This is a genomic window from Paenibacillus radicis (ex Xue et al. 2023) (assembly GCF_024722015.1).
Taxonomy (GTDB): Bacteria; Bacillota; Bacilli; order Paenibacillales; family NBRC-103111; genus Paenibacillus_S.
Genome location: NZ_JANQBD010000004.1, coordinates 11574 through 38149 on the forward strand (window position 1 = coordinate 11574; position 26576 = coordinate 38149).

The following is a 26576-nucleotide window of genomic DNA, read 5'->3' on the forward strand; positions in this document are numbered from 1 at the left end:
AGGTGATAAGATATGAAAATGATAGAATTACAAAATATTAAAAAATCTTATTCCCGCGGAGTCGAGGAACTGATGATTCTCAAAGACATTTCTCTCTCTATAGATAAAGGAGAATTCGTAGCGATTGTCGGCCCCAGCGGATCCGGTAAATCCACTTTGATGAATACCATCGGGCTGCTGGATGTGCCCACCTCCGGGTCTTATATACTTGATGGGGTAGCAACGGAAAAAATGAAGGACGACGAGCTCGCAGGACTTCGGAATCGCAAGATCGGATTTATATTTCAACAATTTAATCTGCTGCCGCGCCTCACAGCTATCGAAAATGTGGAGCTGCCGATGATCTATTACGGAACTCCGAAGAAAGAACGGAGAGAACGGTCGCAGAGCATGCTCGAAATGCTGGGGATGGGCCAACGCTCCCACCATAAACCGAGTGAATTGTCAGGCGGCCAGCAGCAGCGTGTAGCGATTGCCCGTGCTTTGGCTATTGGTCCCTCCCTTCTGTTGGCAGACGAGCCGACAGGGGCGTTAGACTCCAAGACAGGTCAAGAGGTGTTGGAGCTGATGCTTCACTTGAACGAAATCGGAAATACCATCGTATTGATCACACATGATCTGCATATTGCGGAAAATGCCAAAAGAATTGTTACGATAAGGGATGGATTAATTGTCGGTGATCTGATCAATGAACCTCAAACGCAGAAGGCTGAAGCGGTAGAGGTGACCGTATGAGAATCATGGAACTGATGCAGATGGCGCTGAAGACCGTAAGCGCGAATTGGATGCGAACTTTGCTGACGATGCTGGGCGTTATCATAGGCGTCAGCTCAGTAGTGACGCTGGTTGCGATCGGTAAAGGCACTTCAGCCCAAATTGCCAAGCAGTACGAAAATATGGGTACCAATCTGCTGGTGGTTAATTTATTGAATCAAGGACGAGCCACGCAGCTTAATTATAGTGATATCATGACCTTTGAGCAGTTTCCTGAAATTGCTGCAATTGCTCCTACCGTTTCTTCCAGTCTGAACGTTAAATACGATACTACACAAGAATCCTATTCCGTGTTGGGCTCCAATGAACGTTATATGAGCATCTTGAAAGCATCGATTAACAAAGGCCGTTTTATTACGGAAGCCGATCTGGATTTACGAACGAATGTGGCGGTGCTGGGTGCTACTGTATCCAAGGAGCTTTTCGGTACAGCGGATCCACTGGATAAAATTATTAATATCAATGGGTTTCAGTTCACTGTTGTCGGTCTGCTAAATACTAAAGGATCCAGCATCGGTGGAACATCAGCGGATGACTCAGTCATCATTCCTTTGACCACTGCGCAGCGCCAGTTGAGTCTGGGAGCCATTAGAACTACGTATGTTGAAGCCACAACAAAGGAAGATATCACCACGGCTCAAAGCACTTTAACATCCTTTTTGACATACAAGTTTAAAAGCTCTTCCGGATTTCGCTTTACCAACCAGGATCAACTGCTTTCGGCGAGCACGGAGGCTTCCAATACTTTAACGAGCCAACTCGTGAGCGTTGCTTGTATCTCGTTGCTGGTTGGCGGTATAGGGATTATGAATATTATGCTTGTTACGGTAAGTGAACGGACCCGAGAGATTGGTATCCGTAAGTCGATAGGTGCCAAGCGGAAAAATATTCTTCTGCAATTTCTGTTCGAAGCCGTCGTAATAAGTGGATTAGGCGGGCTTATCGGGCTATTGATAGGAGTAGGGCTTGCCAAGGCGTGGCCATATTTCAATCCCAAGCAAATGACGGTCGTTTCTTTCGATATCAGTATGTACGCATTTCTGTTTTCTGTTCTTGTTGGTGTTATTTTCGGATTGTATCCGGCTAACAAAGCATCCAAGCTGCGGCCTATCGATGCTTTGCGCACTGATTAATCCATTATCAAACCCAAGCTCTTCTTCGAAAAACCAGCAAACTGCTTACGAAGTAAGTATTGCTACAGCAAAACTCCAAGGAGGTACATCCTATGATTATTAACCGACTACGCGAGGCGGCTTCTTCACGAATCGTCCGTATAACGGCCATCCTATTTACTGCACTTTGCATCGCTTTCTCCGCTTGGACATCGGGGATTTCATTTGCAGGAAAAGAAGGCGTGTTTATTAACAGCTCCGTCTATTTCACCTTGGAGAATGTGTCTATTTCCAAAGGCTCCAGCAATCAAACGATGCAATTTCAGCTCCAGTTAAATAATGATGGAGATTCCATCCTGGATTACAACTATTACGGTGTGAAAGTAACCTCGGCTTCGGGGGGCAGCTATTATGCTCAACTGAGCAAGCAGGCGAATGCTCAAGTGCCTGGTCATACTGCTGTAAGCTACTACTATGTGTCTACTATTCCAGCAGGTTTAGATGCCTCACAGCTGCAGGTAACGGTATTTGAACGCAATGGAAATGGCTCCAGCGTACGGGATATTGGTTCGCTTTCGGTAGCAAACGCACAATCCATTGGACAAACCAATAACCAGCTGCTTGTAAATTTATCTGATGTGGATACGGCTGTCACAACCAATTCCTTTGTATCTTATCAAGCCGTCAAGGCAGTTACTCTTCCCCAGGACGGCAAATGGACGCTGCTTGTGGATGCAATGGTAACTCCTACAGGAACGGAAACGATAACTTTACCATCAGGCATCAAATATTTACTGCATGATGGACAGGGCAGAACCTTAACCCTATCGTCCAATGCCGTTCAAGGCACTTCCATTAATGCGGGTCAATCGAAGCATATTTTGTTGACTACGACTATGGATACATTGCCTTCAACAGATGCCATGACCCTCGATCTGTCGCTTGACAGCACCGGCATCACATCCTTGGGCAAGCTATCCTTAGCGCCGCTGTTCCAATTAGCCAAAATGGGGGAACGAGTTCCTTATGTTCTTAATGGGCGCGAAGGAATTACCATCGAGCTGCAAAAGGCTGATGCTCAGGAGATAAACAACAAGAACGGCGCGCTCCTTACCGCTGTGCTGCATAATGACAGCAAGAGCACCATTAAAGCTCCTACACTTCAAGGCGTATTGATTTCTAAAGAAGCAACACTTTCCGTAAATACTTCTGCAGTGGTTGTGCCGGAAACGTATCTGGCTCCCGGTGAATCAGGATCTTACAGGTTCGCGGCGCAGCTGCCCGAAGGCACTGCTGCTGAGAAACTTCAATTTCTTGTATCCGAAGCGGTAACGGATGTTTCCGCATCTAATAAGACGAATACGAACACCAATACAGGTACAAATACAAATACACCAGCCTCAACTGGCAGCAACACTACAGCTAATTCAACTACGACAGGTTCAAATGCTTCATCCGGCGGAACCCAGAACAGTACAGAAGCTGGTTCAATTCCGATATTAGCGGCTAGCTTGTCAGAAGGTCTGTCTGCTGGGTCAAACATGAACAATATTCCACAATATGAGCTGGGACAATCCATTGTGTTCGATTCTAGCAGCGAGCTGATTGATCCTAATCTGAAGGTTTCATTGGTAGAGCTTAATGGCCATACCGATTCAGAGAACGGATACCAAACCGTTGTTGCCAAATTCAAGCTTATGAATAATAGCAATGAAACGCTGACCATTCCGAATTTCGGTACTTCCTTGACCGATTCGAGCGGTACGACTTATCCGGGTGCCCGCCAAACGACTACTTTGCAGGAGCTTATCCCGAATACAGCTTACGTTTACAGCTATTCCTATATGCTTCCTCCAGCTGCTACAGGCCAATTTAAGCTTAGCATAACGGATGCTTCCAATACTTCGAGCATTAAAGTGCCGATTGCTAACTATAAGGTGAGCGTGGCTCAAACAGGAGAAGAAGATCCGCAAGCAGTGGCCAAAAAGCTATCGCTCTATCCATTCGATGTAACATTGGACTACTGGGCTATTAACGCACAGTACAGCAGCGGCAGCTATACCTATACGCTCAAAGGAAACTTTGACATTAAGAAGTCAGAACAAGTCATTGTAGACGATTCCTTCTCTACACTGGAATTTGAAGTGGTTGACGCCACTAATCGTATACTTGGCAGCACGACTAACAAGCTGCAGGGAACGGGCAAGCTGATCAGCGGGCTACAAACCATTACATTTGCCAATGTAAAATCAGAGCAGCTTGAATATCCGGTAACCATCCGGGCCTACGAGGTCATCACGACTTCTACAGGTACAGCGAAACGACTGCTTGCTACTTTAACACAATAAAATTAGTGCGAGTTCAAAAAATCAATGTGTTAGCATAAAAGAAAGTGCTCTATTGCAGAACTATTGCAGTAGAGCCTTTTGTCGTAAGAAAATGGAAATTTTCAGCAAATCTTCAGCTTCCTCTAAAGAAACGTTCAGTTTTCCCTCAGCATGGATTCAGGCATGAAGCTTATGATTGGAATGTATTCAGGTATAAACAATAGCGGAGCGCTGAGTTGAGCGGATATCGCTTTATAGATGATAAGAAAAAGGTTAGTTTTATAAAAAACAAGAATTGTGAAAGTGTGGATGAAGTACATATCGATGGAGGCTGATGGATGAATATTTCAAGCAGCAGTTATTTCAGGTCTCGCCATTCAGGAATGAGAAGTTGATAATAATTCTTGTCGGTTTAAGTGTGTTTTTTAATATAAATCAGTATAATATAGATCACAAAGACTACTATAAGGCGGTAGATCCATATGCAACAATTAAAAGGAATAAAAATATTGCTCGTAGATGACGAGCCCAATATCGTTCAGTTCCTGGAGCTTGGCTTACAAAATGAAGGCTTTGAAGTACAAACAGCTAACGATGGCATGACCGCTATTAGCATGATGAAGCAATTTCAGCCTCATGTCGCTATTCTTGATGTGATGATGCCGGGAATGGATGGCTTCGAGGTGTGCCGGATGATCAAAAAAACAGAAAATGTAGCCGTAATAATGTTGACCGCCAAGGATGAGGTAGATGACCGTGTGAAGGGGTTAACGTTAGGTGCGGATGATTATATGATAAAACCGTTCAGCTTTGAAGAGCTGCTTGCGAGAATTTATGCCAGAGTCCGCAACCAGTTTCCGAACCTGTTCGGGGAGGTTGTTATCGGAAAATTTAATATTGATGACCGGCGTAAAGAGATCAAGCTGGAAAATCGGGTGCTGGAGCTCTCACCGACCGAATATGAGCTGCTTAAATTTTTAGTCGTCAATCATGGCTTGGTTCTAAGTAAAACGGTAATTTTGGATAAAGTTTGGGGTTATGATTTTGGAGGGGAAGAAAATATTGTAGAGGTGTACATTCGTGCTTTAAGGGATAAATTAAATGACAAGAACCATCAAATCATAAGAACCCTGCGAGGGCTAGGATACCGAGTTGATCTGGTATGAAGGATGCTCTTAAAACCATTTTCTCTCCCAATTCACTCCGGTTTCAACTATTATCCCGTTCCTTATTGATTCTTGCCTGTTTGCTTGTCCTTATTGGTCTTGTTCAATATGCTTTTATGCGGGAGAACATTTATAGAAATAAAGCTACCAGTATTCAAAGCCAGATTCTTTCGATCCCACCGAATGCCTGGCAGCAGTTTGGCGCAAATTCCAACAATAATACTAATAATAGTAATGGTAACGGAAATAATAGCGGTGGCGAAAATCGTGCTGAGAATCGTGCTGAGAATCGTGCTGAAAATCGTCTTGATAATCGAAATGATAACCGTCCGCCAGATAATCGTAATGATAATAAAATCGACAATAAAGCCGATAACAAGCCTGAAAATAAAACGGACAATAAACCCGAAAATAATCGTCAAGATAACCGGCCTGGCAACAGGTCGCCTTTCTTTTTCATTCCTGAGGCCAATCTGGCCTACATTGATTCGAACGGCAATCATACCGTATTGACGAATGGGCCTAGTGATACGGCTCCTCCTGAGCTTGAAACCCAAGAGTATTTGGATGTGCTGGCTCAGGGCAAACCTAAATTAAACTACAGAGTCATTAATTCGGGTGGTCACGAACAACTGATGGTCCTGCAAGCGGTTGGCTCGGCATCAAGACAAACGCTGGGGCTTGTTCAGGTCAGCACGATGACAGGTCCCCTCAGGGAGCTGCTCATTCGGCAGCTGCTTACCTTCTTGTTTCTTGCTGTCGTTGCTATGCTGTTTGGATTGTTAGGCTTTCTGCCGGTGCTTAGAAAAACATTAGTCCCCTTATTCAACATGGTTAAAACCGTGGAGAAGATTAATGCAGGGAATTTGGAGACACGCTTCCCAACTCGACAGGGCCAGATGGAAATAGACCGGTTATCCGAATCGTTTAACGGAATGTTAATGCGCTTGGAAGCCTCCTTTGAAGCGGAGAAAGAGACTAAAGAGCAGATGCGCCGATTTATAGCCGATGCTTCTCATGAGCTTCGTACACCATTAACGTCTATCAATGGATTTCTGGAAGTATTGCTCCGCGGCGCGGCCAGCCAGCCGGACCAGCTGCATAAAGCATTAACAAGCATGCACAGCGAGTCGGAGCGCCTCAATAAGCTAGTCCATGATTTGCTGGTGCTGGCTAAGCTGGATAAATCTCCTCACATCCAGCTGTCTGATGGTATGTTGGATTCGGTTGTTCGGGATATGGAAGCGCAGCTTCGTATATTGGCAGGCAACAGACAGCTAAGCTTCAAGATTTCACCCAACATGAAATGCAAATTTGACTCGGATAAAATGAAGCAAGTGATACTGAATTTATTCCAAAATGCGGTACAGCATACGGACAATGAAAAGGGGCATATTGAAGTTTCGTTATCATGGGAGGACCATGGAATTTTATTATCGGTTAAAGATAATGGACATGGGATTTCCGAGGAGCATTTGCCGCATGTGTTTGACAGATTTTACAGAAGCGATTCTTCAAGGACGCGAAAATATGGAGGGGCAGGCTTAGGCTTAGCCATTACCCAGTCCATCGTTGACATTCATGGAGGCACCATTCGTGTCGAAAGCCGCGAGGGGGAAGGCTGTACATTTTTGGTATGGATTCCCGAGTAGGCTACTTGGGAGTTAATCCAATCAAGCCAGCTCCGATAGACGCGTCTTCAAAGCGTAAGCCTGACATAACCTATGGTAAGCCTAACCTAAGCACAAGGCGAGCCTTGGCGAGTGAATCTCAAATAAATGTGACGAAACCTTCTAATCCACTTGAAAAAGCAGGATTGAAGGTTTTTTTCTGCCCAATCGTTCGGATAAGGTCAAGGCTGAAGTTTTCTAATATGAGGTTACCTGGAATTTCTGGAGCTAATTCCAGGATTACATGACTGGTTAGGTGCCTGGAATTGCTCCTTCTAATCAAGTGCTCAGTGAGAAAAAGTCTTTTATAACATGGAATTAACGGGATATTTTCCTGTTTTATCCCCAGTTTTGACCCTCTTGCCTAATATTAACTGGAGGATTTCCAGGTATTCTTACGGGGACTTATAGCTGTCGCTGTTTGCTATTGGCACTCATCTTTTGGGATTCATTGTGTACTTATTCATTTTCAGCCCACATTCAGCAACTATTCAATTAATGCTCAGTTAGCGTTAAGGGACGATTCAGATTGAGGGGCTATGATGAAGGTACAGGAGGAGAGGCCGTATGAGTACTCAATATTCCATCATCGTTCCGGTCTTTAATGAAGAGGGAGTCATTTATACAACTTATCGATGTTTGAAACAGGTTATGGAGCAGATAGGCGAGGCCTATGAACTGCTGTTTGTTAATGATGGAAGCCGTGACAACACTGCTTTTCTGCTCAACAGCTACAGTGAATGGGACGAAACCGTCAAGCTAATTAATTTCTCTCGTCATTATGGTCATCAGATTGCGATTACAGCCGGCATGGACTATGCGGTTGGAGAAGCTGTGGTGATCATTGACTCTAATATGCAAAGCTCATCAATAGAGCTAATTCCAGATATGATCGCAAAGTGGAAAGAAGGCTTTGACGTTGTATATATGAAACGAGCTGCACAAAAAGAAGCTACGTTGCTTAAGAAGCAAATAGCCGGGTTATTCTCACGTATACTGCGGACATCAACGGATAGTATCATAGCATTGGATTCAAGTGAATTCCGTTTATTGGACCGCAAGGTTTATGAGGAATTGAGGCAGTTCTCAGGTAAAAACCACTTGCTTGATGGTATGGTCAGCTGGGTGGGCTACAGTCAAACGATTATAGTAGATGAACAAGGGGAACAGGTGGCGGAAAAGCCGCAGCTCCCTTTTAAAAAGCTGCTGAAGCTTTGTCTGAATGTTATTACCTCCTACTCCTTCAAGCCGTTGAAGATTGTAGGCTATTTGGGAGGAGTTCTTTCAAGCGTGGGCCTCCTTTATCTCGGGGCGTTTGTATATTTCAAACTCTTTATAGATGCGGCACTTCCGATGTGGCATTCGCTTGCTGCTTTTCAGTTGTTTTCAACAGGTTTTATTTTGATGATCATGGGTATCCTCGGGGTGTATATCGGTCGTATTTATGCTGTGGCTAAAAGTCGTCCCTTATACATGGTGCGTGATTCCAGCGGCGTTGCGATAAAGGAAAGCAGAATGAAGGGTGTGAGCTGATGCGTAAAACTCATACCAAAATCCTTCTGTTGAAATCCGGTTTGGTAGGAGGAGTGAATGCCTGTATTGACTTTGCTCTGTTTGCCCTTCTTACTTATGCTGGAATTCCGTATTTGGCTTCCCAATATATGTCCTCCATATTCAGTGGAATTAACAGCTTTCATCTTAATCGAAGATGGACCTTCCAAAGCACTGGAAACACAAATGGAGGGGAAATTGTTAAATTTCTGGTGCTTAATATTTTGAGCTTGCTGCTCACTTCGGGACTGCTAATTCTTTTTCACCAATATATGGGTTGGCCTGTCGTTGTGAGTAAATGCTTTTCGATGGGATTTGGATGGTTACTGAATTTCTGGGGTAATCGCCTATGGGTATTTGAACAATCTCATCAAGCGTATGCCGGGTATCTGTTCAACTCAGATCAACCAAATGATTCTTCAGATAAGCTCGACGGTTATTTATGAATCGAATAATATATTCGGTTTCCATGTCAAAACTTGAAATATCCTTACTTTTAAATGGATCCAAAAGAATGTAGGGACGAATCATGCTTTGTAAGGAGAATATATGTGGTTCTAAGTAACTAGCATTAAATTTGGTTTCCAAGATGTTCTCAAGGAGAGATTTGTACTTTTGACGAAACTCAGGCACATCAATTAGTCGAGAGATTAAGGTGTTATATCCTTGGATAGGAACATAATCGTACTCCATTACTTTACCATGTATATCTCTTCCCCAGGTCGCATCGTAATCCCAAGGAATAATCTCAAATAGCCCAGACTCTCCGCTTCGGTAAAGGGCATAGTTTTGGATGAAACCATCATAATTTTGCGTGCAGACAATTCCAACCAGCCATAGTAAAAATTTATTCACATCTATCAAGTTGGAGATTTCATTTTTAAATTCAGACTGAGGGACCGTATTTATTTTATAAATAAGTTCCCGTATATATCGAAAATCCTCTTTGAGTCCGACTTTTAGGCTGTAGCCTGCTTCAAGGGAATGTTTGATCTTATTTTCCGGTGTTATTAAAGAAAAGTTAGCATCATCATTGCTTGCATAAAAAATTTGTCCGGGTTGTAAACCTCTTTTTTTTAGAAATAGGTCATCTACTGATTCTAATTGTAAATAGACTCCTATAGTAGAACCGTTCAGCTTTAATAGAATGTGTTCCGCGGCAGGTGCTAGATTTCCAATATCTTTAAAAAAATCAAAGGAAAGTTTACTGCGTATCATCGAGGGGTCTAAATACTCGGCATTTAAATGATATTCTCTAGCACCTAGAAATAATTTTGGTGAGTGAATAGTGAGTCGTAATGATTTTTTCTTTAGTTTTCGAATGTGGTATCCACGGTAAGCAACACCAATGTCATATTGCTTTTGGCTAGCTTTTAGTTTTGCAGGGACGGGGTCTTCGCTCCACATATGATCTCGAAGAGTTTTATATTCATTTTTTTTTATAAAAATTTGATAAATAGGAACTTCTTTGGGCAAATCCACTATATCACCTACCTTTATTTTTAAATTAGAATATGCGGAGTTTCAATATTTCGTGACTTTGCCTAGATCAACAATAGTACACTCGCATAAAATATTTTACTCCCGTCATATAGGGAAAACGATAAGTGAGGTGGTTTTGTTGGTAGCCCTAACAGAGCACGAAATACAAGAATTGGTTCATGAAACTATAGGCACTGAGCTTGAGAAGTTTTTAAAACAAAATCCAAAGGAACCTGAATTACGCAAAAACTCTAAGGGATCCAAAGACTCTGAAAGTTCGAAGGGTTCGAAAGGTTCTGGAGGTTCGAAAGGTTCTAAGGGTTCGAGAGGCTCTGGAGGCTCGAAGGGTTCGAAAGGCTCTAAGGGCTCGAAAGGCTCAAAAGGCTCGAAAGGCTCGAAAGGCCAAAAAGGACCGAAAGGTCCGTTAGGAGGTCCGCTAGGAGGTCCAAAAGGTCCGAAGGGTTCGAAAGGTTCGAAAGGTTCGAGAGGCTCGAAAGGCTCGAAGGATGAGAAAGGCTCGAAGGGCTCGAAGGATGCGAAAGGCTCGAAAGGCTCGAAAGGCTCGAAAGGCTCGAAAGGCTCGAAAGGCTCGAAAGGCTCGAAAGGCTCGAAAGGCTCGAAAGGCTCGAAAGGCTCGAAGGATGCGAAAGGCTCGAAGGGCTCGAAGGATGCGAAGGGCTCGAAAGGCTCGAAAGGCTCGAAAGGCTCGAAAGGCTCGAAGGATGCGAAGGACTCGAAAGGGGCCAAAGACTCTGAAGGAACAAAAGGGTCCAAAGGGTCTAAAGACAAGGAGGGTCCGAAGGGGAAGAGGTAGTGAAAATAGTGGATTGTTAATATATCCCAATGATATAAATTAGGGCTTTTCCCAATCATTATGACTGAGGGAAAGCTCTTTATTTTTTGAGTAAAGAAAGTGCGACTTCCCTAAAGTGGATTGTTCATCCTAATGAATGTAAAAATATAGAAATTATGCCCTGATTGTCGCTTGATAATAGGGGTATTGGCGGAAAAATAAAGATACTGGGTACATGTACCATTCACTAAGGCACAGAATTTAATATATATGAGGTGTAACCCATTAATCAAAGAGATGAGGGATTGAGTTCTATGGATAAAGAAAGTCTTAGTTTAATGATAGGTAGAACTGTACGTATCAACAGGGGAGGACCTGAGTCCAAGAAGGGGAAACTGTTCTCCGCCAAGGATGACCATATCGTAGTAGACATTGAAAATGAAGGGATGCTCTACTGCAAGATGGATCATATTAAAAGTCTAACCTTGGATGCTCGTGACGTTTCAGACCTTACAGAAGTGCCACCTACCCCTGTTGAAGAACAAGTTGTGCTGCCTAAGTATATCGATGCGGAAGATTTTTATTCGGTCATGGAAAACATGAAATATCGTTGGGTTCAGATCAACCGCGGGGGTCCCGAGAAAACCGAAGGCGTGTTGGTCGAAACTACTGCTGATCAAATAAGAATGGTAGTAGGCAATGAAGTTGTTCATATTTTACCTTTTCATATCCGGAATATCAGCTATGGTTTGAAGAAAAATGATCAAGATAATAACAAAGATAAACAGGATGGAAACAAGGATGCAAAAGACGGTAACAAAGATGCAAAAAAATAAAAGATTCAGTAACATGTGGGATCTGCAGGAAACTATAAAAAGAATTGAATTATTACAAATTATTAAATAGTCGCCTTATCGCGGCTATTTTTTAATCCAAATGTTGTAACAAATTTGCAGAGATATTTATCTTGCCAAGGGCAGTTTCACTATGCAGCTGTAAGGCTTGGTGCATATATATGGGATAAACTATCCATTCCATGATGTTTGAAGGGGGATGTTAAATGCAGCCTGAAAATTCAGATGGCCTCAAGCGGTTGGTTGAAAAAGTTGTGTGTATTAATAGGAATGGGCCCGAGTCTAAAAAAGGATTGCTCGCTACTGTCAAAGATGATCATCTGGTGTTACTAACTGAAGAGCAGTATTTATATTATCAAACGAATCATGTAAAGAGCATAACTTTTGATAGTACTGAACCTTTAGGAGCAGAAGCTCCTTTCAATAAAAAGTTGGTTTATTTGGATGCTGTAAATTTTAAAGGAATTCTGGAAAAAATGATCTTTAGGAGGGTCCAAATTAACCAAGGTGGTCCTGAAAGCATAAACGGGATATTAAGCCGTCTGTTTGAAGACCATGTTGATCTTGTTCAAGGGCACGAGGTAATTAAAATAGCGACGCCACATATTAAGAATGTAAGTTATACCCTCAGTAAACAAGATGCAAATTCGAATTCAAATTCAAATTCGAATAAGGACTCACAAACGAAAGTGGTTGCAGATGACAAAACTAATGACCTATCCCAGCAGACAGAATTGAAAGAACAGACAATAGTGGAAGAGACAAAACCGGCAGAAGTGGAGCAAAAATCACAGATCCGTAGGAGGAAGCGCTCGGAAAAGAGAAAAATGCGACTCGTTCAAGAGTCTAAACCAATTACTGTGGAAATACCGCCCGACCAAGAGTCGAAACCCATGATTATGGAAATACCGCCCGTTCAAGAGTTGAAACCCATGATTATGGAAATACCGCCCGTCCAAGAGTCGAAACCCATGATTGTGGAAATACCGCCCGTCCAAGAGTCGAAACCCATGATTATGGAGATACCGGCCGTCCAAGAGTCGAAACTCATTGATCCTGTGAATATAGATCCGTCTCAAGCTCCTGATTCCATTAAGGGAGATGAATTTACGGATACCCTGCCTGTAATTGCAAACGATCAAAGTCAGGTTACCACAGAGCAAATAGTCGTAGCCCCTAGCCAGGAAAGTTCGTTCATTCATAACCCGGTCTCTAATAATTCTGATTTATTATTTCATCTTCCTGTTGTTGAGCAAACTGCTAAGAAGGCTGGAAGAATACGTTCTCGTAAATCAAAGCTTATTAAACGGAAGCGTAAAGCTATCCAACCAACAGTACCTCAAAGAAAAAGACAAGTGATCGAGCCTAAATTGCCAAGAGTTTTAAAGACCACGAAGAAAATCAAAAAGATTAAAGTTGCAGAAAGAATTAAGGTTACAAAAAGAACTAAGGTTACAAAAATAGTTAAGGCAACAAAAGGAATTAATGTTACAAAAAGATGGTTACTTTTGAGCAATAAGCGGCAGCCTCTGAAGGCTGTAGTACTTGGTTCAGTATGGCTTGCTCCAAGTATAAAAAAACATTTCCCTCGGTAATAACATTATGAAAGTAGGGGGATTAATTCAAAGACAGCAACCTCCTATCAGTGATTATGATAGTGAATCCATAATTTAATATATGTATTAGGAAAAGGAAAGTACTGGTTATCAATCTATTCTTTTAAAAGTCCACTTCTAACTATCCAAGCTATACAAGTACTTGAAAGATTCAATTTATATGATTCGCATCTCTCCAAAGTGTGCTTAACATAGATCAAAAGTGAAGCCCCCATTCCGCTCTGCAGTGGTTTTGGGGGTATTTGGGTGTTAAACAAAATGATTCATCTTGACATGTATACAAGGATACAAGTATATTTCAAGTAGAAGTGAATGAACTATTTAATTCTAAAATTTATCATTTTGGGGAGAATGAGCGGATGAGAATGGTGTTTAGATGGTATGGTGAGGGTAACGATACGGTAACTTTGCCGCAAATCAAACAAATACCTGGGGTGGAGGGTATAGTGTGGGCGCTTCATGATTTGCCTGCAGGGGAAGTATGGCCGTTGGATCGAATTATCGAAGTCAAAGAGCTTGCAGACAAACACGGCTTCCATGTTGAGGTTGTTGAAAGTGTTAATATTCATGAGGACATTAAGCTCGGTTTACCGACAAGAGATGTCTATATTGCAAATTATAAAAAGACGATTGAACATTTAGGCAAGATTGGCGTTAAGGTCATTTGTTATAATTTCATGCCTGTTTTCGATTGGATTCGGACTGACCTGTTTAAGGAATTGGAAGACGGCTCTACAGCTCTTTTCTATGAAAAGGCGAAGGTTGACAGTATGGATCCAATGGAGCTTGTTGGCAAAATTGCCGCCAATCCGGACTTTACAATGCCTGGCTGGGAGCCTGCGAGATTGAAGCATCTTTCCCGTTTTTTTGAAGCCTATAAGCATGTGACGGAAGAAGATTTATGGAATAACCTGCAGTATTTTTTGGAGCAAATCATACCTGTAGCCGAAATTAACGATATCAAAATGGCGATACATCCGGATGACCCGCCTTGGTCCATTTTTGGCCTGCCGAGAATTATGACGAACCAGGCGAATATTCGCAGGCTCTTGAAGCTAGTGGATAACCCTTATAACGGCGTTACCTTATGCAGCGGGTCGCTAGGCGTCAATCCGGACAATGACATCATAGCGATGGTAAGGGAGTTCGCGGACCGGATTCCATTTGCCCATATTCGAAACGTAAGGCTTTATGAGAATGGCGATTTTATCGAGACCTCCCATAGGGCATCTGACGGCACGGTAGATATTTGCGGTATAGTGAAGGCTTATCATGAGAATGGTTTTACAGGTTACGCAAGACCGGATCACGGCAGACATCTGTGGAATGAGCAATGCAGACCAGGCTACGGGCTTTATGATCGGGCGCTCGGGATTATGTATTTGTGGGGCGTTTGGGATTCACTAGAAAGAAGTAAACAGGAGGTAACCTCATGATAACCCTTAATGAGAATTTAAAAGGAAAAGTAGCCGTAATTACCGGTGGAAGCGGGGTTCTTTGTTCAGCGATGGCCAAGGAGCTTGGCAGACATGGGGTAAAGGTTGCTATTTTAAATAGAACTGTTGAAAAAGGCGAACACGTAGCTAATGAGATTAGAGAAGCTGGCGGGGAGGCCATTGCCGTTGCCTGCGACGTGCTGAATGTGGAGAGTGTTAAGGCAGCGGAAAAAATGGTTGCGGAAAAGCTCGGTATTTGTGATATCTTAGTAAATGGGGCTGGCGGCAATCATCCGAAAGGCAGTACAACGAATGAAACTCTGAAGTTGGATGATTTAGCCAATAAAGAGATTACTACGTTTTATGACCTGAGTGCTGAAGGTATTGGCTATGTTTTTAATTTGAATTTTTTAGGCACGCTTATCCCCACACAGGTTTTCTCCAAAGCAATGATTAACCGGAAGGGCGCAGTAGTTATTAATATGTCCTCAATGAGCGCACCAAGTCCGATGACCAAGGTGCCAGCGTACAGCGCAGCCAAAGCGGCAATTGATAATTTCACACAATGGCTGGCTGTTCATATGGCGGATGCTGGAATTAGAGTGAATGCGATTGCTCCCGGTTTTTTCTTAACGGAACAAAATCGTAGGCTGCTGACCCATGAAGACGGGTCTTTAACCGAGCGGTCTCACAAAATTATTACTCATACCCCAATGCGAAGATTCGGCAAGCCGGATGATTTGCTCGGTACGTTAATATGGCTGGCTGACGATACGATGTCCGGCTTCGTAACCGGCATTACGGTTCCGGTTGACGGTGGTTTTATGGCCTACTCGGGTGTGTAGATTAAAGAACGGATTAGGAGTGAAAGGATCACATGCTGTTTGATGAGAAATTGGATGAAGCCTATGCAGAAGGTAATGAGAAATGGAAAATCGACTTCTATGCTCCTGAGGCTCCTAGAGAGGAAGTAGCCTTGCTGTTTATTCATGGCGGAGGATGGGCAAAAGGCAGTAAAGAACAGTGGCACGATGTTGCCAAGTATTTCGCTCAATTGGGTTATATGTCTGCTTCCGCGGGCTACCGATTAACGGATATGGCGGTGTATCCCGCCCAATTGGAAGATGTACATAGCGCCATGCAATATATGAAAAAGCAGTCCTTCAGATTCGGCTTCAATCCGGAACGGATTGTCGTTATCGGCTCATCGGCGGGCGGCTACTTAGCTGCTATGTTAGCATTGGATGCTGCGTACAAGGAGTCATATCCGCAGGCCGTCATTCTTTATTGCCCTGTGACAACCTTGGAAATGAACGGGGATTTCATTCCTCAATTTATGGGTTGTCCATGGGAAGGCAATGAAGAGCTGTATCGTGAAGCCTCCCCGTATAACCGAATTACGGGAACAGAGCCGCCATTTCTGATTATTCAGGGGGATGCGGATGTGACGACACCGTATGAACAAGTGGCGTATTTTCATGAAGCTCTGCTCGAGAGCGGAGTACATTCAGAGTTAGAGGTTCTGGAGGGAGTAGGCCATGGCTTCGGATATGGCGTTGCTACTCCTGCGCAGCAAAAGTCAGTCCAAACAATGGAAGCGTTCTTGAAAACTCATTTTTCTGCTTAAGTATTGTTCTGTTAGATTGAAAGGGTAGGAGGGAGCTGCAATAATAGCTTTTGGACAATTGCTGCTATAATTGCAGAGCCCTCCTGTTCATTAGCTTAAAGCTCCAGCTTGCCAACTGCAGTATGCAGCCGTCTATTATCCCCGCATTTCCATGAATCAAGCATTTCCGCTGCCATTGCTGCGCGGCCGTTTTTCACGATGAGATCCAGGATTCGATTCTTCCTCTCCTATGTTGTCACGATTTCCTCATGCCTTTTACAGCAGGAAGTAGGTTTAACAGCTAATTGGTTCGTCTTTAGTAATAAAAAAATAGCAGGGAGGAAGTTTGATGGTCAAACATTCTTGGCTGAGTTGGAGCAGCGGCATGTTCATCCTGCTTCTCATATGTTCCATAGGTGCAGGTTGTACGCTCGTATCTACACCGGAGATCCAAACGGATACAATGAAAGGCGGGGCGGACGGTAAAAATAAGATCGTGCTTACCGTTTGGCATGATTGGATGGGACAAGACTCGACCTCCGAAACGATGCGCAAGCTGCTGGAGCGCTTCCAGAAGGACAATCCGCATGTAGAGCTGCGCGCTCAGCCCATCATTCGGGATGTTTACAGATCACGCCTAAAGACGATGGCATCCGCCGGAGAGCTCCCGGATGTGTTCCTCATTTGGCCTGATTCCATGACACGCGAATTTGTCAGAGGAGGATTAATCCAGCCCATTGATGATTTGTTAAAAGCCAAGCCCGAATGGACAGCCGGATTTATGCCGCGATCCTTCGATTCGTTTACTGTCGATGGCAGTAAATACTCGGTTCCCATGTCGATGGCGCCATCTTCCTTCATCTTCTACAATCAAGCAATCTTCGATCAATACGGCGTTAAAGTACCCGAAACATGGGACGAGCTGCTGAGCGCTATCCGCATATTCAACCGTCAAGGGATTATCCCGATTGCACTGGGCAACAAATCATCTTGGGTTGCGCAGTCTGCTATTTTCAGTACGCTGGCTAACAGAGTGACCGGAACTGGATGGTTTATGGATGTTCTGGGGCAGAACGGTGCAAGATTTACAGATCCGATATTTGTGAATGCGCTTTCTCGAATGCAGGAGCTTGCCAAGGCACAGGCATTTCAAAGCAACTTCAACTATATCGATCATATTCAGATGGAGCAGCTGTATTATCAGAAGCAAGCTGCGATGTTTATTGATGGCGGCTCTGCTGTCAGCAATCTGATTGCCGGAGCGCCCAAGGACGTGCTTGAGACTACGCACATTACGTTGTTTCCTACTGTAGCCGGAGGTAAAGGCTTGCCTCTATCAACATCTGGTGTTGTGGGAAATGGGTTTGCTGTCAACAGGCAGCTGCAAGGAGAGCAGAGGGAAGCGGCATTCAAGCTTATTTACACTTTGTCCGACCGTGAAGCGCAAAGAAGCATATTGAACAGCAACACCTTGGTAAGCTATCAGCTTGAAGTGGACCGGAAAAAAGCTCATCCATTATTTGTGGAGCTTCATCAGCTGACCAATAAGGTGACGCTGCTGCCTGCATATGAAACCCAATTAACAACAGCGGCAGTCGAAGCTTTGAGCAACGGAATTCAAGAGCTGCTGAAGGGCGGATCTCCTGACGAATTGGCCAAGAAGCTGCAGGACACACAAGCTAATGTACTCGGAAAATTTCGATGAACGGATGAAAGGGAGGATCCAATGAGGCGTTTTTTCAGCACTTCCCTGCAAGGCAAGCTGTCTGTGATGATGCTTATATCGACGGTTATTCCTCTATTTTTTCTGGGGGCGTTCTCTTATACAACTTCTGCACGGGTGAATGAGGAGAAAACGAAGCAAACCGGGATTGATTCCTTGCGAAGAATTCAGGCGACGCTTCAATTTATAGCGCAAGATGTGGAAGGCATGTCCATATTTCTGACAGGGGATAAAGATGTGCAGCAGTATATGAGCGGTTTTGACTTCGATTCTCCTGAGCGATCGCGAATATTAGCTATGACGAGCAACCTGATTCAATCCAAAGAGTATATATCCAACATTACGATCTACTCCAAAAACAAAACGATGCCGCTGCATACGCAAAGCATTTACTTTTCCAATTTATCGAAGGTGATCGAGGATTGGGATTTAAGCGGGAAAAGATGGACTTCTTTATATGAAAATCAGACTATTCACGGATCCGAGCATGTATTTTCTTTTCTGCGTGCCGTCAAGAGCGGAGAGAATTATGATCAGCTTGGCTTTATCTCGATCAGCCTTAATGAAGCGGTGCTTTCACGCTATTTGGGAAGCCCTAATTTTGGTGTCGGGCAAGGTGATATCATGCTTTTAAATCGTCAAGATGCTGTTATTTCAGGCAATAAAAAGGAATGGCTCTCGCAGCAGTGGGAATCCTTGTTTCCGGACTCACTCTTATCCGGGATGACCCAGCCGGACGGTTTTTTCAATTATGGGCAAGGTCATGAGAAGAAAACGGTGCTGTATAACCGGATACCGGACTTGGATTGGACGCTCATAGGCTTGGTGCCTTACGAGCTGTACAGTAAAGAAAACCAATTTATATGGCTGCTTACCGGTACTTCGGTCACTTTGGCAGCTGTGTTGACGTCAGGCTTAATTTTATTTGTTGTACGCCATGTTACCAAACCGTTGAAGGTACTGCGGCGTCACTTGGTCCGCTTCGATCCGAACGAGCCTATGCCGTTATACCAATTCGAGTCTCCGGATGAGGTTGGCCAACTGGTCGGCAGCTATAACAAGCTGGGCGAGCATATCAAGAGGCTTAAGGAGCAGCTGATTATGCTGGAAACGCGGAAAAAAGAAGCGGATATCCGTGCTCTGCAAGCGCAAATTAACCCTCATTTTTTATATAATACACTTTCATCCATCCATTGGATTGCGCTGATGAGTAAAGAACAGCGGATCGCCGATATGGTGGGAGCGCTTAGTGATTTTCTGCGATTCAGCCTGAATAAGGGAAAGGATTACTGCACGGTGGAACAGGAAATCAATCATGTGAAAAACTATGCTTTGATTCAATCCATCCGGTATCCAGAAAGATTCGATATTCAGTTCCACATTGATCCCAAAGTAGCAGCTGTTCCCATGCTGAAATTGCTGCTGCAGCCGTTAGTTGAAAATGCGATGATTCATGGTCTGAAGAAAAGTAAACGGGGAGGTACGATTTATATTAGTACCGTGCAAGAGCCGAGGGGCATGAGGTTTATGGTCCATGATGATGGGGTAGGCATGGCGGAGGAGAAGCTCTCCAAGCTGTCGGTAGAGCTGCTGCAGCCGCTGAGCGGCAGCACGGCGGATCAATCGGGAAGCTATGGATTACGCAATGTGAATGAGCGGCTGCTGCTTCACTACGGCCGTTCCTCCCAATTGCAGCTGGAAAGCCAGGAGAGCCAAGGTACGCGGGTTTCATTTATCATTCCGATAAAGGAGCATGAAGATGAAGATTATGATCGTGGATGATGAAGTGATTATTAGAGAAGGTCTGTCTACGGTAATTGATTGGAAGCAGCTGGGCTTTCAATTTCTTGAGCCTGCTGAATCTGCAGAGGAGGCACTGGAACGGATTCCGGTAGAGAAGCCGGATCTGTTGTTGACGGACATTCGGATGGAAGAAATGGATGGTCTAACTTTAGCTAAAGAGGCTAAAGCGATGTTCCCCGATCTGGAGATTATCATGCTGTCGGGCTATGACGATTTTAGCTATATGCAGCAAGCGATTCGTAACGATGTAAGTGATTATTTGCTCAAGACGAGCCGTCCCGGCGACATTATACAAGCGGTGCTTCGAGCAGCCCAGCGTATCCGTTCCAAGTGGAACTCCAACAGCAAAGTGTATCATAAGGAAAAAGAAATGAGGAAGCATTGGTTTGAGAAAATATTGGCCGGAGACGGTGGAGCGGACAAGCAAGTGATGGGCGAATATTTCCCACTGTTCAAGGACTCAGACAATGTAGGTAAGCGAAGCTGTTATCAAGTGGTATTGATTAAGGCGGAGGGCTGGGGAAATGCCGATGGCAGCGGGCTTCTGCTGCAATTCGCTGTAGAGAATATGCTGCGTGAGATCGTTTCCTGTGAGACGTTGGCAGGTAAGCGGTATCTGGTGGCAGTCATGAAATATGACGAGGGTTCAAAGGAAAAGGAGTGTTACTGTGAGCTGTTTCCGGAAATCGAGAGGCTATTGAAATGCACGCTGTATTGTGCTTCCGGACCGTCAGTGGGAACGATTGAAGAGCTTAGCCTCTCTTACCATAAAGCTTTGCAGACTGCAAAGTACTGGGAAATATTTATGCAAGAACGAATATTGAGCTACGAACGTATCGGAGAGCGGAAGGGCTGGAGAACGGTTAGCTCGCGTCAGGAGGAAGCTGAATTATCGCAGCTGCTATTGGCTAACGATTCTATCAGGCTTAACCAATGGATCGGTACTCGTGTTTCCGAGCATTTTGAGCATCCCGAGGTCACGTATGAATCGTACTCCTCCTATATCCAGTCTCTTGCCTTGTCAGGGTTTCGTTGGCTGGAGAGAATGGCCGCAGAGCTGGAAGCGTTAAAGGAAGGCATCGCTGATTATTCCTCATTCGGCGAGAAGGGCGATGTGGCTCTGCGCGACAAGCTGCAGCAATATTTGGAAACCATTATGAACGCTTATCATTTAAATGTCTCCAAAGGCCCAGCGGTTTATGTTCAGCAGGCTATCGCTTATATACAGCAGAACATCGGAAACCAGAAGCTGAGTCTTCATGAAGCGGCACGCTACGTTCACCTTCATCCCGGACATTTCAGCGAGGTGTTTAAACGTGTGACTGGAACTACCTTTGGAGACTATCTGATACAAGAGAAATTGGAGCTCGCCAAAGAGATGCTTATAGATCCGTCCGTCAAAATCAGTGAAATCGCCCGCTCGGTGGGGTATGAGGATGTCAAATATTTTAGCCAGCAATTTAAAAGATATTACTCGCAAACCCCTTCGGAATATCGAGATGAGCTGTTTGGCAAATAGATCGAGCCAGGCTGTGGCATATCATAAGTTCAATTTCCCGAACATTCTCTAACCTGAATCTGAGGATACTCTCCTTTATCAAAAGCCGAGATCTTCTTACAATAAGAACTACGAGGACAATTTGGCAAAGTCAAAATGAAATCGTTTGCAGGAAAAATAGGGAGGTTGAATCATGAAAAAAGCAGTAACATCATTGACGCTTTCGTCCATGCTTTTATTGGCAGCTTGTGGCGGCGGAGCACCGGCAACTACTTCAGCTGGCAAAACGGATACCCCTACTAACAATGACAAGAAGCCGGCTGAGACTAAAGCAGCGGATGCAAGCAAGGCCGGAGAGAAAAAGACATTGGAATTTTGGTATATTGATCCGGGCGATAAGGAAAAGGTGTACTTGGAAGCCGTTGAACGCTTTAAGAAAAAACATCCGAATGTTGAAGTAAAGGCATTACAAACCCCTAATGATACCTACAAACAAAAGTTCGCTGTTGCCATGTCGGGCGGCAATCCTCCTGATGTGTTCCATTCCTGGGGCGGAGGCTGGTTAAAGGAGTTCGTTACTCAAGGCAATGTACTGGACATCACCGGCAAAATCGATGCTAATTCATATGTAAAGACGGTGCTGGATAACGCTACATTTAACGGGAAAAATTATGGAGTTCCATTGGGCCTCTCCGTTACTATGGTTTGGTATAACAAAGATATATTTGCCAAATACGGCATCAAGCAGCCTGCTACATGGGAAGAGTTTATGACCGTGATTGATACATTGAAGCAAAATAAATTAATACCATTCACTTTGGCTAACCAGCCTAAATGGCCGGGAGCTTACTATTTCATGTATTTGGCCGATCGCGTCGCAGGACCTGAATTGTTCAAAAGCGCCCTTGGACGTACCGGCAAAACCTTTGATGACGATGGATATGTACAAGCTGGAAAACTGATTCAAGATTTGGTTAAGAGAGATGCCTTCAACAAAGGCTTTAACGGAATTCCATGGGATGCGGGGCAGGGCAGACAAATTCTTTATACAGAGCAAGCCGCTATGCTCGTTATGTCTAATTCTATAGTGAACAATGTAAGGACGGAAGCTCCTACATTTGAGAAGAAGCTTGATTTCTTCCCATTCCCAACAGTTCCCGGAGGTAAGGGCGATCCATCTGACATTGGTGGAGCATCCGCACCGGTGTGGTCTGTATCCGCTAAAACTAAAAACCCGGATCTGGCCATCGAGCTTATTAAAGAGCTGTCAAGTCAAGAAACGGCACAAAACTACTCGGATCGTACCGGATCTCCTGTCGGTGTAAAAGGTGTTACTTACAAGGATGAATTCGCGAAACGCCTCGGGGTATACGTTGACAAGGCCAAGGATATTCACTGGCCGTATGACCAGACACTGCCTCCTGACCTGGCTGAGCTGCACAAGGATACAACGCAGGCTATTTTCGGATTGTCCATGACTCCGGAAGAAGCGGCTAAGAAGATGGAAGAGAAAGCGAAGCAAATTCTTAAATAAGAATAGCAGCCTTAGGTGGATAAAGAGAGGGGATATCCTCTCTTTATCCTGATGGCATGGAGGATGTGATAGTCATGGATACAACGGTTGCTACCCTAGCCAAAGTAACACAAACGCAGATGAGAAGAAAAAGAGTCCTGACCAAAAGAGTAACCGTGGCCTTATTTATAGCTCCTGCTTTGCTGGTCTATTTGCTCTATATGGTGTATCCGATTATCGGAACGCTTCAATACAGCCTCTATGATTGGAAGGGCGGGCCTGACAAAACGTTTGTAGGCTTGAATAACTATGCCAAGCTGTTTGCTGACTCTGTTTTTTGGAGCTCTCTAGGCAATAACCTGAAAGTGGTACTGGCTTCCGTATTTCTGCAAATTCCTCTAGGGCTGCTTATGGCGCTTCTGCTGTTCGCTCCGATTAAGGGAATGCGTTTTTTTCAAACGGTTTACTTCATGCCCTTCTTGATGTCAACCGTAGCAATCGGCCTACTCTGGGTATTTATGTTCGATCCGCTGAACGGCTCCATTAATCGATTAATAGGATTGTTTGGCATTGAAAATGTAGCATGGTTGAGTGAAGCAAAAACAGCTATGGCTTCAATATTGCTTGTAGTTGTATGGCAATATGCTCCTTTTTATATGATATTGTTTAAAGCAGCTATAGTAGGGATTTCCGAGGAATTATATGAAGCTGCGTCGATTGATGGAGCTGGACCATGGACACGTTTTTCACGGATAACCTTCCCTATGCTGGTTCCAACGATTGTAACGTCTTCTATATTAGCGATAGTCGGTTCTCTTAAAGCATTCGATATTTTCTACATAATGACTGGTGGCGGCCCCAACAACAGTACGGAATTGCTAGGAATTTATATGTATAAACAAGCCTTCGTCCATTTCAATATGGGATTTGCGAGCGCAGTTGCCTTTATGATGTTCTTGCTTGCCTTTCTCGTCGCTGGAATTATTCAATATATGGAATATAACCGGAAGAAGAAGGGGGCGGTCTAATGGCGCTGAGAACCTTCAAGACCATTCCTTTATATATCCTGTCCCTACTTTTACTAGTCTTTACCGGATACCCTTTCTTGTACATGGTATTGACCTCATTTAAAACGCAGGAAATGTTTTTTATGGATCCTTTTTCTTTATTCGTGCCGGTTCAGTTCAGCAACTATGTGATGGCATTTGAGAAAGGTTTGACCAGCTATTTTGTAAACAGCTTTTACGTTACAGCCATATCGGTTTTGCTAATCGTCTTGTTTGCAGCCTTGGCGAGCTATCCGTTAAGCCGAATTCGATTTCGCATGAGCAAGGTGCTGTTTATGCTATTTGTATCAGGGATGATGCTGCCTATCCATTCCACATTAATTCCTATATTCAAGCTGACTCAGGATATGGGGCTGTATGATTCGCTGATGGCGCTGCTTGGACCCTACATTGCGTTCAGCTTGCCGATTTCGATCTTTATCCTTACTCAGTTTATGTCAGAGCTGCCGCGCGAAATTGAAGAAGCTGCTGAGATTGATGGCTGTACGCATGCGCGAATCTTTTGGAATATCATTCTGCCAATGATTACTCCTGCGCTATCCACCATTGTTATTTATAATTTTATTCATATTTGGACTGAATTTATATTTGCGCTTGTATTGATCACCAGTCCTGAGAATATGACGCTTCCTCTCGGCATGCAAAAATATTATGGCGAGCTGACAGTTAATGTTCCTGCTTTAATGGCTGCTTTAACAATGGCAAGCATGCCGATTTTGCTGGTTTACTTCTTCGCCCAGGAAAAAATCGTCAAAGGTTTGACAGGCGGAGCCGTTAAGTAAACGTTATGGAGATCCAAACCAAATCAGCCATGCCGCAAACGCTGCGGACATGGCTGATTTGGTTTGGTATATTTTCGTTAACCCAGCACGACGCGGTCATCGGATAATTTGCTGCCGCTAATTTTCTCGAATTCGCCAAGCAACTGCTCGATAGTTAAATCTTTTTTCCGCTGCTCGTTTACATCCAGAATGATTCGGCCTTTATCCATCATGATTAGGCGGTTGCCAAGACGAATAGCTTGCTCCATATTATGAGTAACCATAAGGGTAGTCAGCTTCATTTCATAAACTATATCCTTGGTCAATTGTGTTATTAATTCCGCTCTGGCCGGGTCAAGCGCAGCAGTATGCTCATCAAGCAGCAATATTTGCGGTCTCGTGAAGGTAGCCATCAAGAGGCTTAGAGCTTGTCTTTCTCCACCGGATAATAATCCAACCTTAGCCCGAAGCCTGTTCTCCAGACCTATACCCAGTCGCTGCAACTGTTCATGGAAGTACGAGCGTTTACTCGAAGTAACTCCAAAACCAAGCCCTCGTTGTTTCCCTCGAGCATAAGCCATTGCAAGATTCTCTTCAATGGTCATACGAGGCGCTGTACCAGCCATTGGATCCTGAAAGACACGCCCAATCCATTGGCTGCGCTTGTATTCAGGAAGCTGGTGGATTGTATTTCCCTCAATCCGAACCTCGCCCGTATCCGGAGTCATGACGCCGGAGATGATGTTCATTAATGTTGATTTACCTGCACCGTTGCTGCCTATAACGGTAATGAAGTCGCCTGGATTCAGCATCAAGTTGATATCGATTAAGGCGATCTTCTCGTCGGCTGTTCCGGGATTAAATAACTTGGAAACATTGGAGAGCTGAAGCATCAGCGTTCACCTCCCGTTTTTTGACCCAGGGCGAAGGCAATCAATTCGGCAGAGCGTTTCTTGGCCAAAGCACGCTGCTTGATAGTGCGCCGTAGTGAGGGAAGCACTAAAGCAACAATAACTATAATGGCGGTGATGAGCTTAAGGTCGGATGTTTTTAACCATTCCACTTGGAGAGCGAGTGCAACGACAATACGATAGACGATAGATCCAAGCACCGCAGCAAGCGTAGCGAAAAAGACGGTACGCGCTCCAAAGATAGCTTCACCGATAATAACGGAGGCTAATCCGATTACAATCATGCCGATTCCCATTGAGATATCTGCAAACCCGGATTGCTGGGCAATGAGTGCACCTGAAAGTGCTACCAGTCCATTGGATAGGCTAACTCCCAGAATGGTAGTGGTATCTGTGTTGGCACCGAGGCTTCGTATCATTCTGGAATTATCGCCGGTAGCTCTAAGAGCCAGCCCTAAATCAGTATGGAGAAATGCATCGAGCATCAGCTTGACAACAATTACGATGTTCAGCATGAGAGTAAAGGGGGAAATATTAATGAATAGGGTGTCAGAGCCGAGCAAGGAAATATTCGGCTTGCCCATAATTCGCAAATTAATCGAATAAAGCGCAATCATCATTAAAATTCCGGATAGCAATCCGTTGATTTTACCTTTTGTATGCAATAGTCCTGTACATGCGCCAGCCGCGAGACCGCCAACGAAAGCAGCTAAACAGGCGATTACAGGTGCATAGCCGTTGGATATCATGATGGCCGCAATAGCCCCGCCCGTTGTGAAGCTGCCGTCCACAGTCAAATCGGGGAAATCCAGGATGCGGAACGTGATATATACGCCAAGCGCCATCAAGGCATACAGCAGGCCTAATTCAACCGCGCCGTATAGCGATTCAAACATAATGAATACCTCCTGAG

Annotated in this window: 22 protein-coding genes; 19 read left to right on the top strand and 3 right to left on the bottom strand. The window is 44.2% G+C overall.

Annotated elements, in window-relative coordinates:
• The first annotated feature begins 12 nt into the window (after nt 1-12).
• The 7 genes from NV381_RS06730 to NV381_RS06760 all read left to right on the top strand — a co-directional run bounded on the left by NV381_RS06730 (nt 13) and on the right by NV381_RS06760 (nt 9046).
• Nucleotides 13-735 (top strand): ABC transporter ATP-binding protein, encoded by a 723-nt coding sequence (locus NV381_RS06730; protein ID WP_308861684.1) that lies wholly within the window; start codon nt 13-15, stop codon nt 733-735.
• A complete protein-coding gene (locus NV381_RS06735; protein WP_258212506.1) occupies nt 732-1907 on the top strand; it encodes an ABC transporter permease in 1176 nt (391 codons plus the stop codon). Before NV381_RS06730 ends, NV381_RS06735 begins: the two co-directional genes overlap by 4 nt.
• A gap of 92 nt (nt 1908-1999) precedes the next feature.
• On the top strand, nt 2000-4234 hold the full coding sequence (locus tag NV381_RS06740) for a hypothetical protein (protein ID WP_258212507.1): 2235 nt from the start codon (nt 2000-2002) through the stop codon (nt 4232-4234).
• 461 nt (nt 4235-4695) lie between these two features.
• Nucleotides 4696-5379 (top strand): response regulator transcription factor, encoded by a 684-nt coding sequence (locus tag NV381_RS06745; RefSeq protein WP_258212508.1) that lies wholly within the window; start codon nt 4696-4698, stop codon nt 5377-5379.
• Nucleotides 5376-7031 carry a sensor histidine kinase gene (locus tag NV381_RS06750; protein WP_258212509.1) on the top strand — a complete coding sequence of 552 codons (1656 nt, stop codon included), beginning with the start codon at nt 5376-5378 and terminating at the stop codon, nt 7029-7031. Before NV381_RS06745 ends, NV381_RS06750 begins: the two co-directional genes overlap by 4 nt.
• 585 nt (nt 7032-7616) lie before the next feature.
• A complete protein-coding gene (locus NV381_RS06755; protein ID WP_258212510.1) occupies nt 7617-8582 on the top strand; it encodes a glycosyltransferase family 2 protein in 966 nt (321 codons plus the stop codon).
• On the top strand, nt 8582-9046 hold the full coding sequence (locus NV381_RS06760) for a GtrA family protein (RefSeq protein WP_258212511.1): 465 nt from the start codon (nt 8582-8584) through the stop codon (nt 9044-9046). Before NV381_RS06755 ends, NV381_RS06760 begins: the two co-directional genes overlap by 1 nt.
• Here the strand turns inward: NV381_RS06760 and NV381_RS06765 are convergent.
• Nucleotides 8994-10082: a CotH kinase family protein gene (locus NV381_RS06765; RefSeq protein WP_258212512.1), complete on the bottom strand. Its 1089-nt coding sequence runs from the start codon at nt 10080-10082 to the stop codon at nt 8994-8996. The two genes, NV381_RS06760 and NV381_RS06765, sit on opposite strands and share 53 nt — an antisense overlap.
• A gap of 139 nt (nt 10083-10221) precedes the next feature.
• Between NV381_RS06765 and NV381_RS06770 the strand changes: the two genes are divergently transcribed.
• The 12 genes from NV381_RS06770 to NV381_RS06825 all read left to right on the top strand — a co-directional run bounded on the left by NV381_RS06770 (nt 10222) and on the right by NV381_RS06825 (nt 24773).
• Entirely contained in the window at nt 10222-10896 is a 675-nt protein-coding gene (locus tag NV381_RS06770; RefSeq protein ID WP_258212513.1) for a hypothetical protein, read from the top strand.
• A gap of 293 nt (nt 10897-11189) precedes the next feature.
• Nucleotides 11190-11711, top strand: coding sequence for a spore coat protein (locus NV381_RS06775; RefSeq protein ID WP_258212514.1), 522 nt, complete (start codon nt 11190-11192; stop codon nt 11709-11711).
• 224 nt (nt 11712-11935) lie between these two features.
• The gene (locus NV381_RS06780) at nt 11936-13324 is read left to right on the top strand and encodes a hypothetical protein (RefSeq protein WP_258212515.1); all 1389 of its coding nucleotides are present in this window, start codon (nt 11936-11938) and stop codon (nt 13322-13324) included.
• A gap of 380 nt (nt 13325-13704) precedes the next feature.
• Complete coding sequence (gene uxuA, locus NV381_RS06785) at nt 13705-14781, top strand: mannonate dehydratase (protein WP_258212516.1); 1077 nt, start codon at nt 13705-13707, stop codon at nt 14779-14781.
• Nucleotides 14778-15626, top strand: coding sequence for an SDR family oxidoreductase (locus NV381_RS06790; protein WP_258212517.1), 849 nt, complete (start codon nt 14778-14780; stop codon nt 15624-15626). Before uxuA ends, NV381_RS06790 begins: the two co-directional genes overlap by 4 nt.
• Before the next feature lie 32 nt (nt 15627-15658).
• Nucleotides 15659-16408, top strand: coding sequence for an alpha/beta hydrolase (locus NV381_RS06795; protein WP_258212518.1), 750 nt, complete (start codon nt 15659-15661; stop codon nt 16406-16408).
• A 328-nt stretch (nt 16409-16736) separates the two neighbouring features.
• The gene (locus tag NV381_RS06800) at nt 16737-18092 is read left to right on the top strand and encodes an extracellular solute-binding protein (RefSeq protein ID WP_258212519.1); all 1356 of its coding nucleotides are present in this window, start codon (nt 16737-16739) and stop codon (nt 18090-18092) included.
• 21 nt (nt 18093-18113) lie between these two features.
• Complete coding sequence (locus tag NV381_RS06805; RefSeq protein ID WP_258212520.1) at nt 18114-19892, top strand: sensor histidine kinase; 1779 nt, start codon at nt 18114-18116, stop codon at nt 19890-19892.
• Nucleotides 19870-21432, top strand: coding sequence for a response regulator transcription factor (locus NV381_RS06810; protein WP_258212521.1), 1563 nt, complete (start codon nt 19870-19872; stop codon nt 21430-21432). Before NV381_RS06805 ends, NV381_RS06810 begins: the two co-directional genes overlap by 23 nt.
• Before the next feature lie 172 nt (nt 21433-21604).
• Nucleotides 21605-22945, top strand: coding sequence for an extracellular solute-binding protein (locus NV381_RS06815; protein ID WP_258212522.1), 1341 nt, complete (start codon nt 21605-21607; stop codon nt 22943-22945).
• Between the two features lie 74 nt (nt 22946-23019).
• On the top strand, nt 23020-23952 hold the full coding sequence (locus NV381_RS06820) for a carbohydrate ABC transporter permease (protein WP_258212523.1): 933 nt from the start codon (nt 23020-23022) through the stop codon (nt 23950-23952).
• Nucleotides 23952-24773, top strand: coding sequence for a carbohydrate ABC transporter permease (locus NV381_RS06825; RefSeq protein WP_258212524.1), 822 nt, complete (start codon nt 23952-23954; stop codon nt 24771-24773). Before NV381_RS06820 ends, NV381_RS06825 begins: the two co-directional genes overlap by 1 nt.
• Nucleotides 24774-24850: 77 nt before the next feature.
• Here NV381_RS06825 and NV381_RS06830 read toward each other — a convergent pair whose 3' ends face one another.
• On the bottom strand, nt 24851-25645 hold the full coding sequence (locus NV381_RS06830; RefSeq protein ID WP_258212525.1) for an ABC transporter ATP-binding protein: 795 nt from the start codon (nt 25643-25645) through the stop codon (nt 24851-24853).
• Nucleotides 25645-26559 carry an ABC transporter permease gene (locus NV381_RS06835; protein ID WP_258212526.1) on the bottom strand — a complete coding sequence of 305 codons (915 nt, stop codon included), beginning with the start codon at nt 26557-26559 and terminating at the stop codon, nt 25645-25647. Before NV381_RS06835 ends, NV381_RS06830 begins: the two co-directional genes overlap by 1 nt.
• Nucleotides 26560-26576 lie beyond the last annotated feature (17 nt).

What these genes read in the sequence shown, in the direction of transcription:
- NV381_RS06730 (WP_308861684.1), top strand. Translation starts at nt 13, where the DNA reads ATGAAAATGATAGAATTACAAAATATTAAAAAATCTTATTCCCGCGGA.
- NV381_RS06735 (WP_258212506.1), top strand. Translation starts at nt 732, where the DNA reads ATGAGAATCATGGAACTGATGCAGATGGCGCTGAAGACCGTAAGCGCG.
- NV381_RS06740 (WP_258212507.1), top strand. Translation starts at nt 2,000, where the DNA reads ATGATTATTAACCGACTACGCGAGGCGGCTTCTTCACGAATCGTCCGT.
- NV381_RS06745 (WP_258212508.1), top strand. Translation starts at nt 4,696, where the DNA reads ATGCAACAATTAAAAGGAATAAAAATATTGCTCGTAGATGACGAGCCC.
- NV381_RS06750 (WP_258212509.1), top strand. Translation starts at nt 5,376, where the DNA reads ATGAAGGATGCTCTTAAAACCATTTTCTCTCCCAATTCACTCCGGTTT.
- NV381_RS06755 (WP_258212510.1), top strand. Translation starts at nt 7,617, where the DNA reads ATGAGTACTCAATATTCCATCATCGTTCCGGTCTTTAATGAAGAGGGA.
- NV381_RS06760 (WP_258212511.1), top strand. Translation starts at nt 8,582, where the DNA reads ATGCGTAAAACTCATACCAAAATCCTTCTGTTGAAATCCGGTTTGGTA.
- NV381_RS06775 (WP_258212514.1), top strand. Translation starts at nt 11,190, where the DNA reads ATGGATAAAGAAAGTCTTAGTTTAATGATAGGTAGAACTGTACGTATC.
- NV381_RS06780 (WP_258212515.1), top strand. Translation starts at nt 11,936, where the DNA reads ATGCAGCCTGAAAATTCAGATGGCCTCAAGCGGTTGGTTGAAAAAGTT.
- uxuA (WP_258212516.1), top strand. Translation starts at nt 13,705, where the DNA reads ATGAGAATGGTGTTTAGATGGTATGGTGAGGGTAACGATACGGTAACT.
- NV381_RS06790 (WP_258212517.1), top strand. Translation starts at nt 14,778, where the DNA reads ATGATAACCCTTAATGAGAATTTAAAAGGAAAAGTAGCCGTAATTACC.
- NV381_RS06795 (WP_258212518.1), top strand. Translation starts at nt 15,659, where the DNA reads ATGCTGTTTGATGAGAAATTGGATGAAGCCTATGCAGAAGGTAATGAG.
- NV381_RS06800 (WP_258212519.1), top strand. Translation starts at nt 16,737, where the DNA reads ATGGTCAAACATTCTTGGCTGAGTTGGAGCAGCGGCATGTTCATCCTG.
- NV381_RS06805 (WP_258212520.1), top strand. Translation starts at nt 18,114, where the DNA reads ATGAGGCGTTTTTTCAGCACTTCCCTGCAAGGCAAGCTGTCTGTGATG.
- NV381_RS06810 (WP_258212521.1), top strand. Translation starts at nt 19,870, where the DNA reads ATGAAGATTATGATCGTGGATGATGAAGTGATTATTAGAGAAGGTCTG.
- NV381_RS06815 (WP_258212522.1), top strand. Translation starts at nt 21,605, where the DNA reads ATGAAAAAAGCAGTAACATCATTGACGCTTTCGTCCATGCTTTTATTG.
- NV381_RS06820 (WP_258212523.1), top strand. Translation starts at nt 23,020, where the DNA reads ATGGATACAACGGTTGCTACCCTAGCCAAAGTAACACAAACGCAGATG.
- NV381_RS06825 (WP_258212524.1), top strand. Translation starts at nt 23,952, where the DNA reads ATGGCGCTGAGAACCTTCAAGACCATTCCTTTATATATCCTGTCCCTA.
- NV381_RS06830 (WP_258212525.1), bottom strand. Translation starts at nt 25,645, where the DNA reads ATGCTTCAGCTCTCCAATGTTTCCAAGTTATTTAATCCCGGAACAGCC.
- NV381_RS06835 (WP_258212526.1), bottom strand. Translation starts at nt 26,559, where the DNA reads ATGTTTGAATCGCTATACGGCGCGGTTGAATTAGGCCTGCTGTATGCC.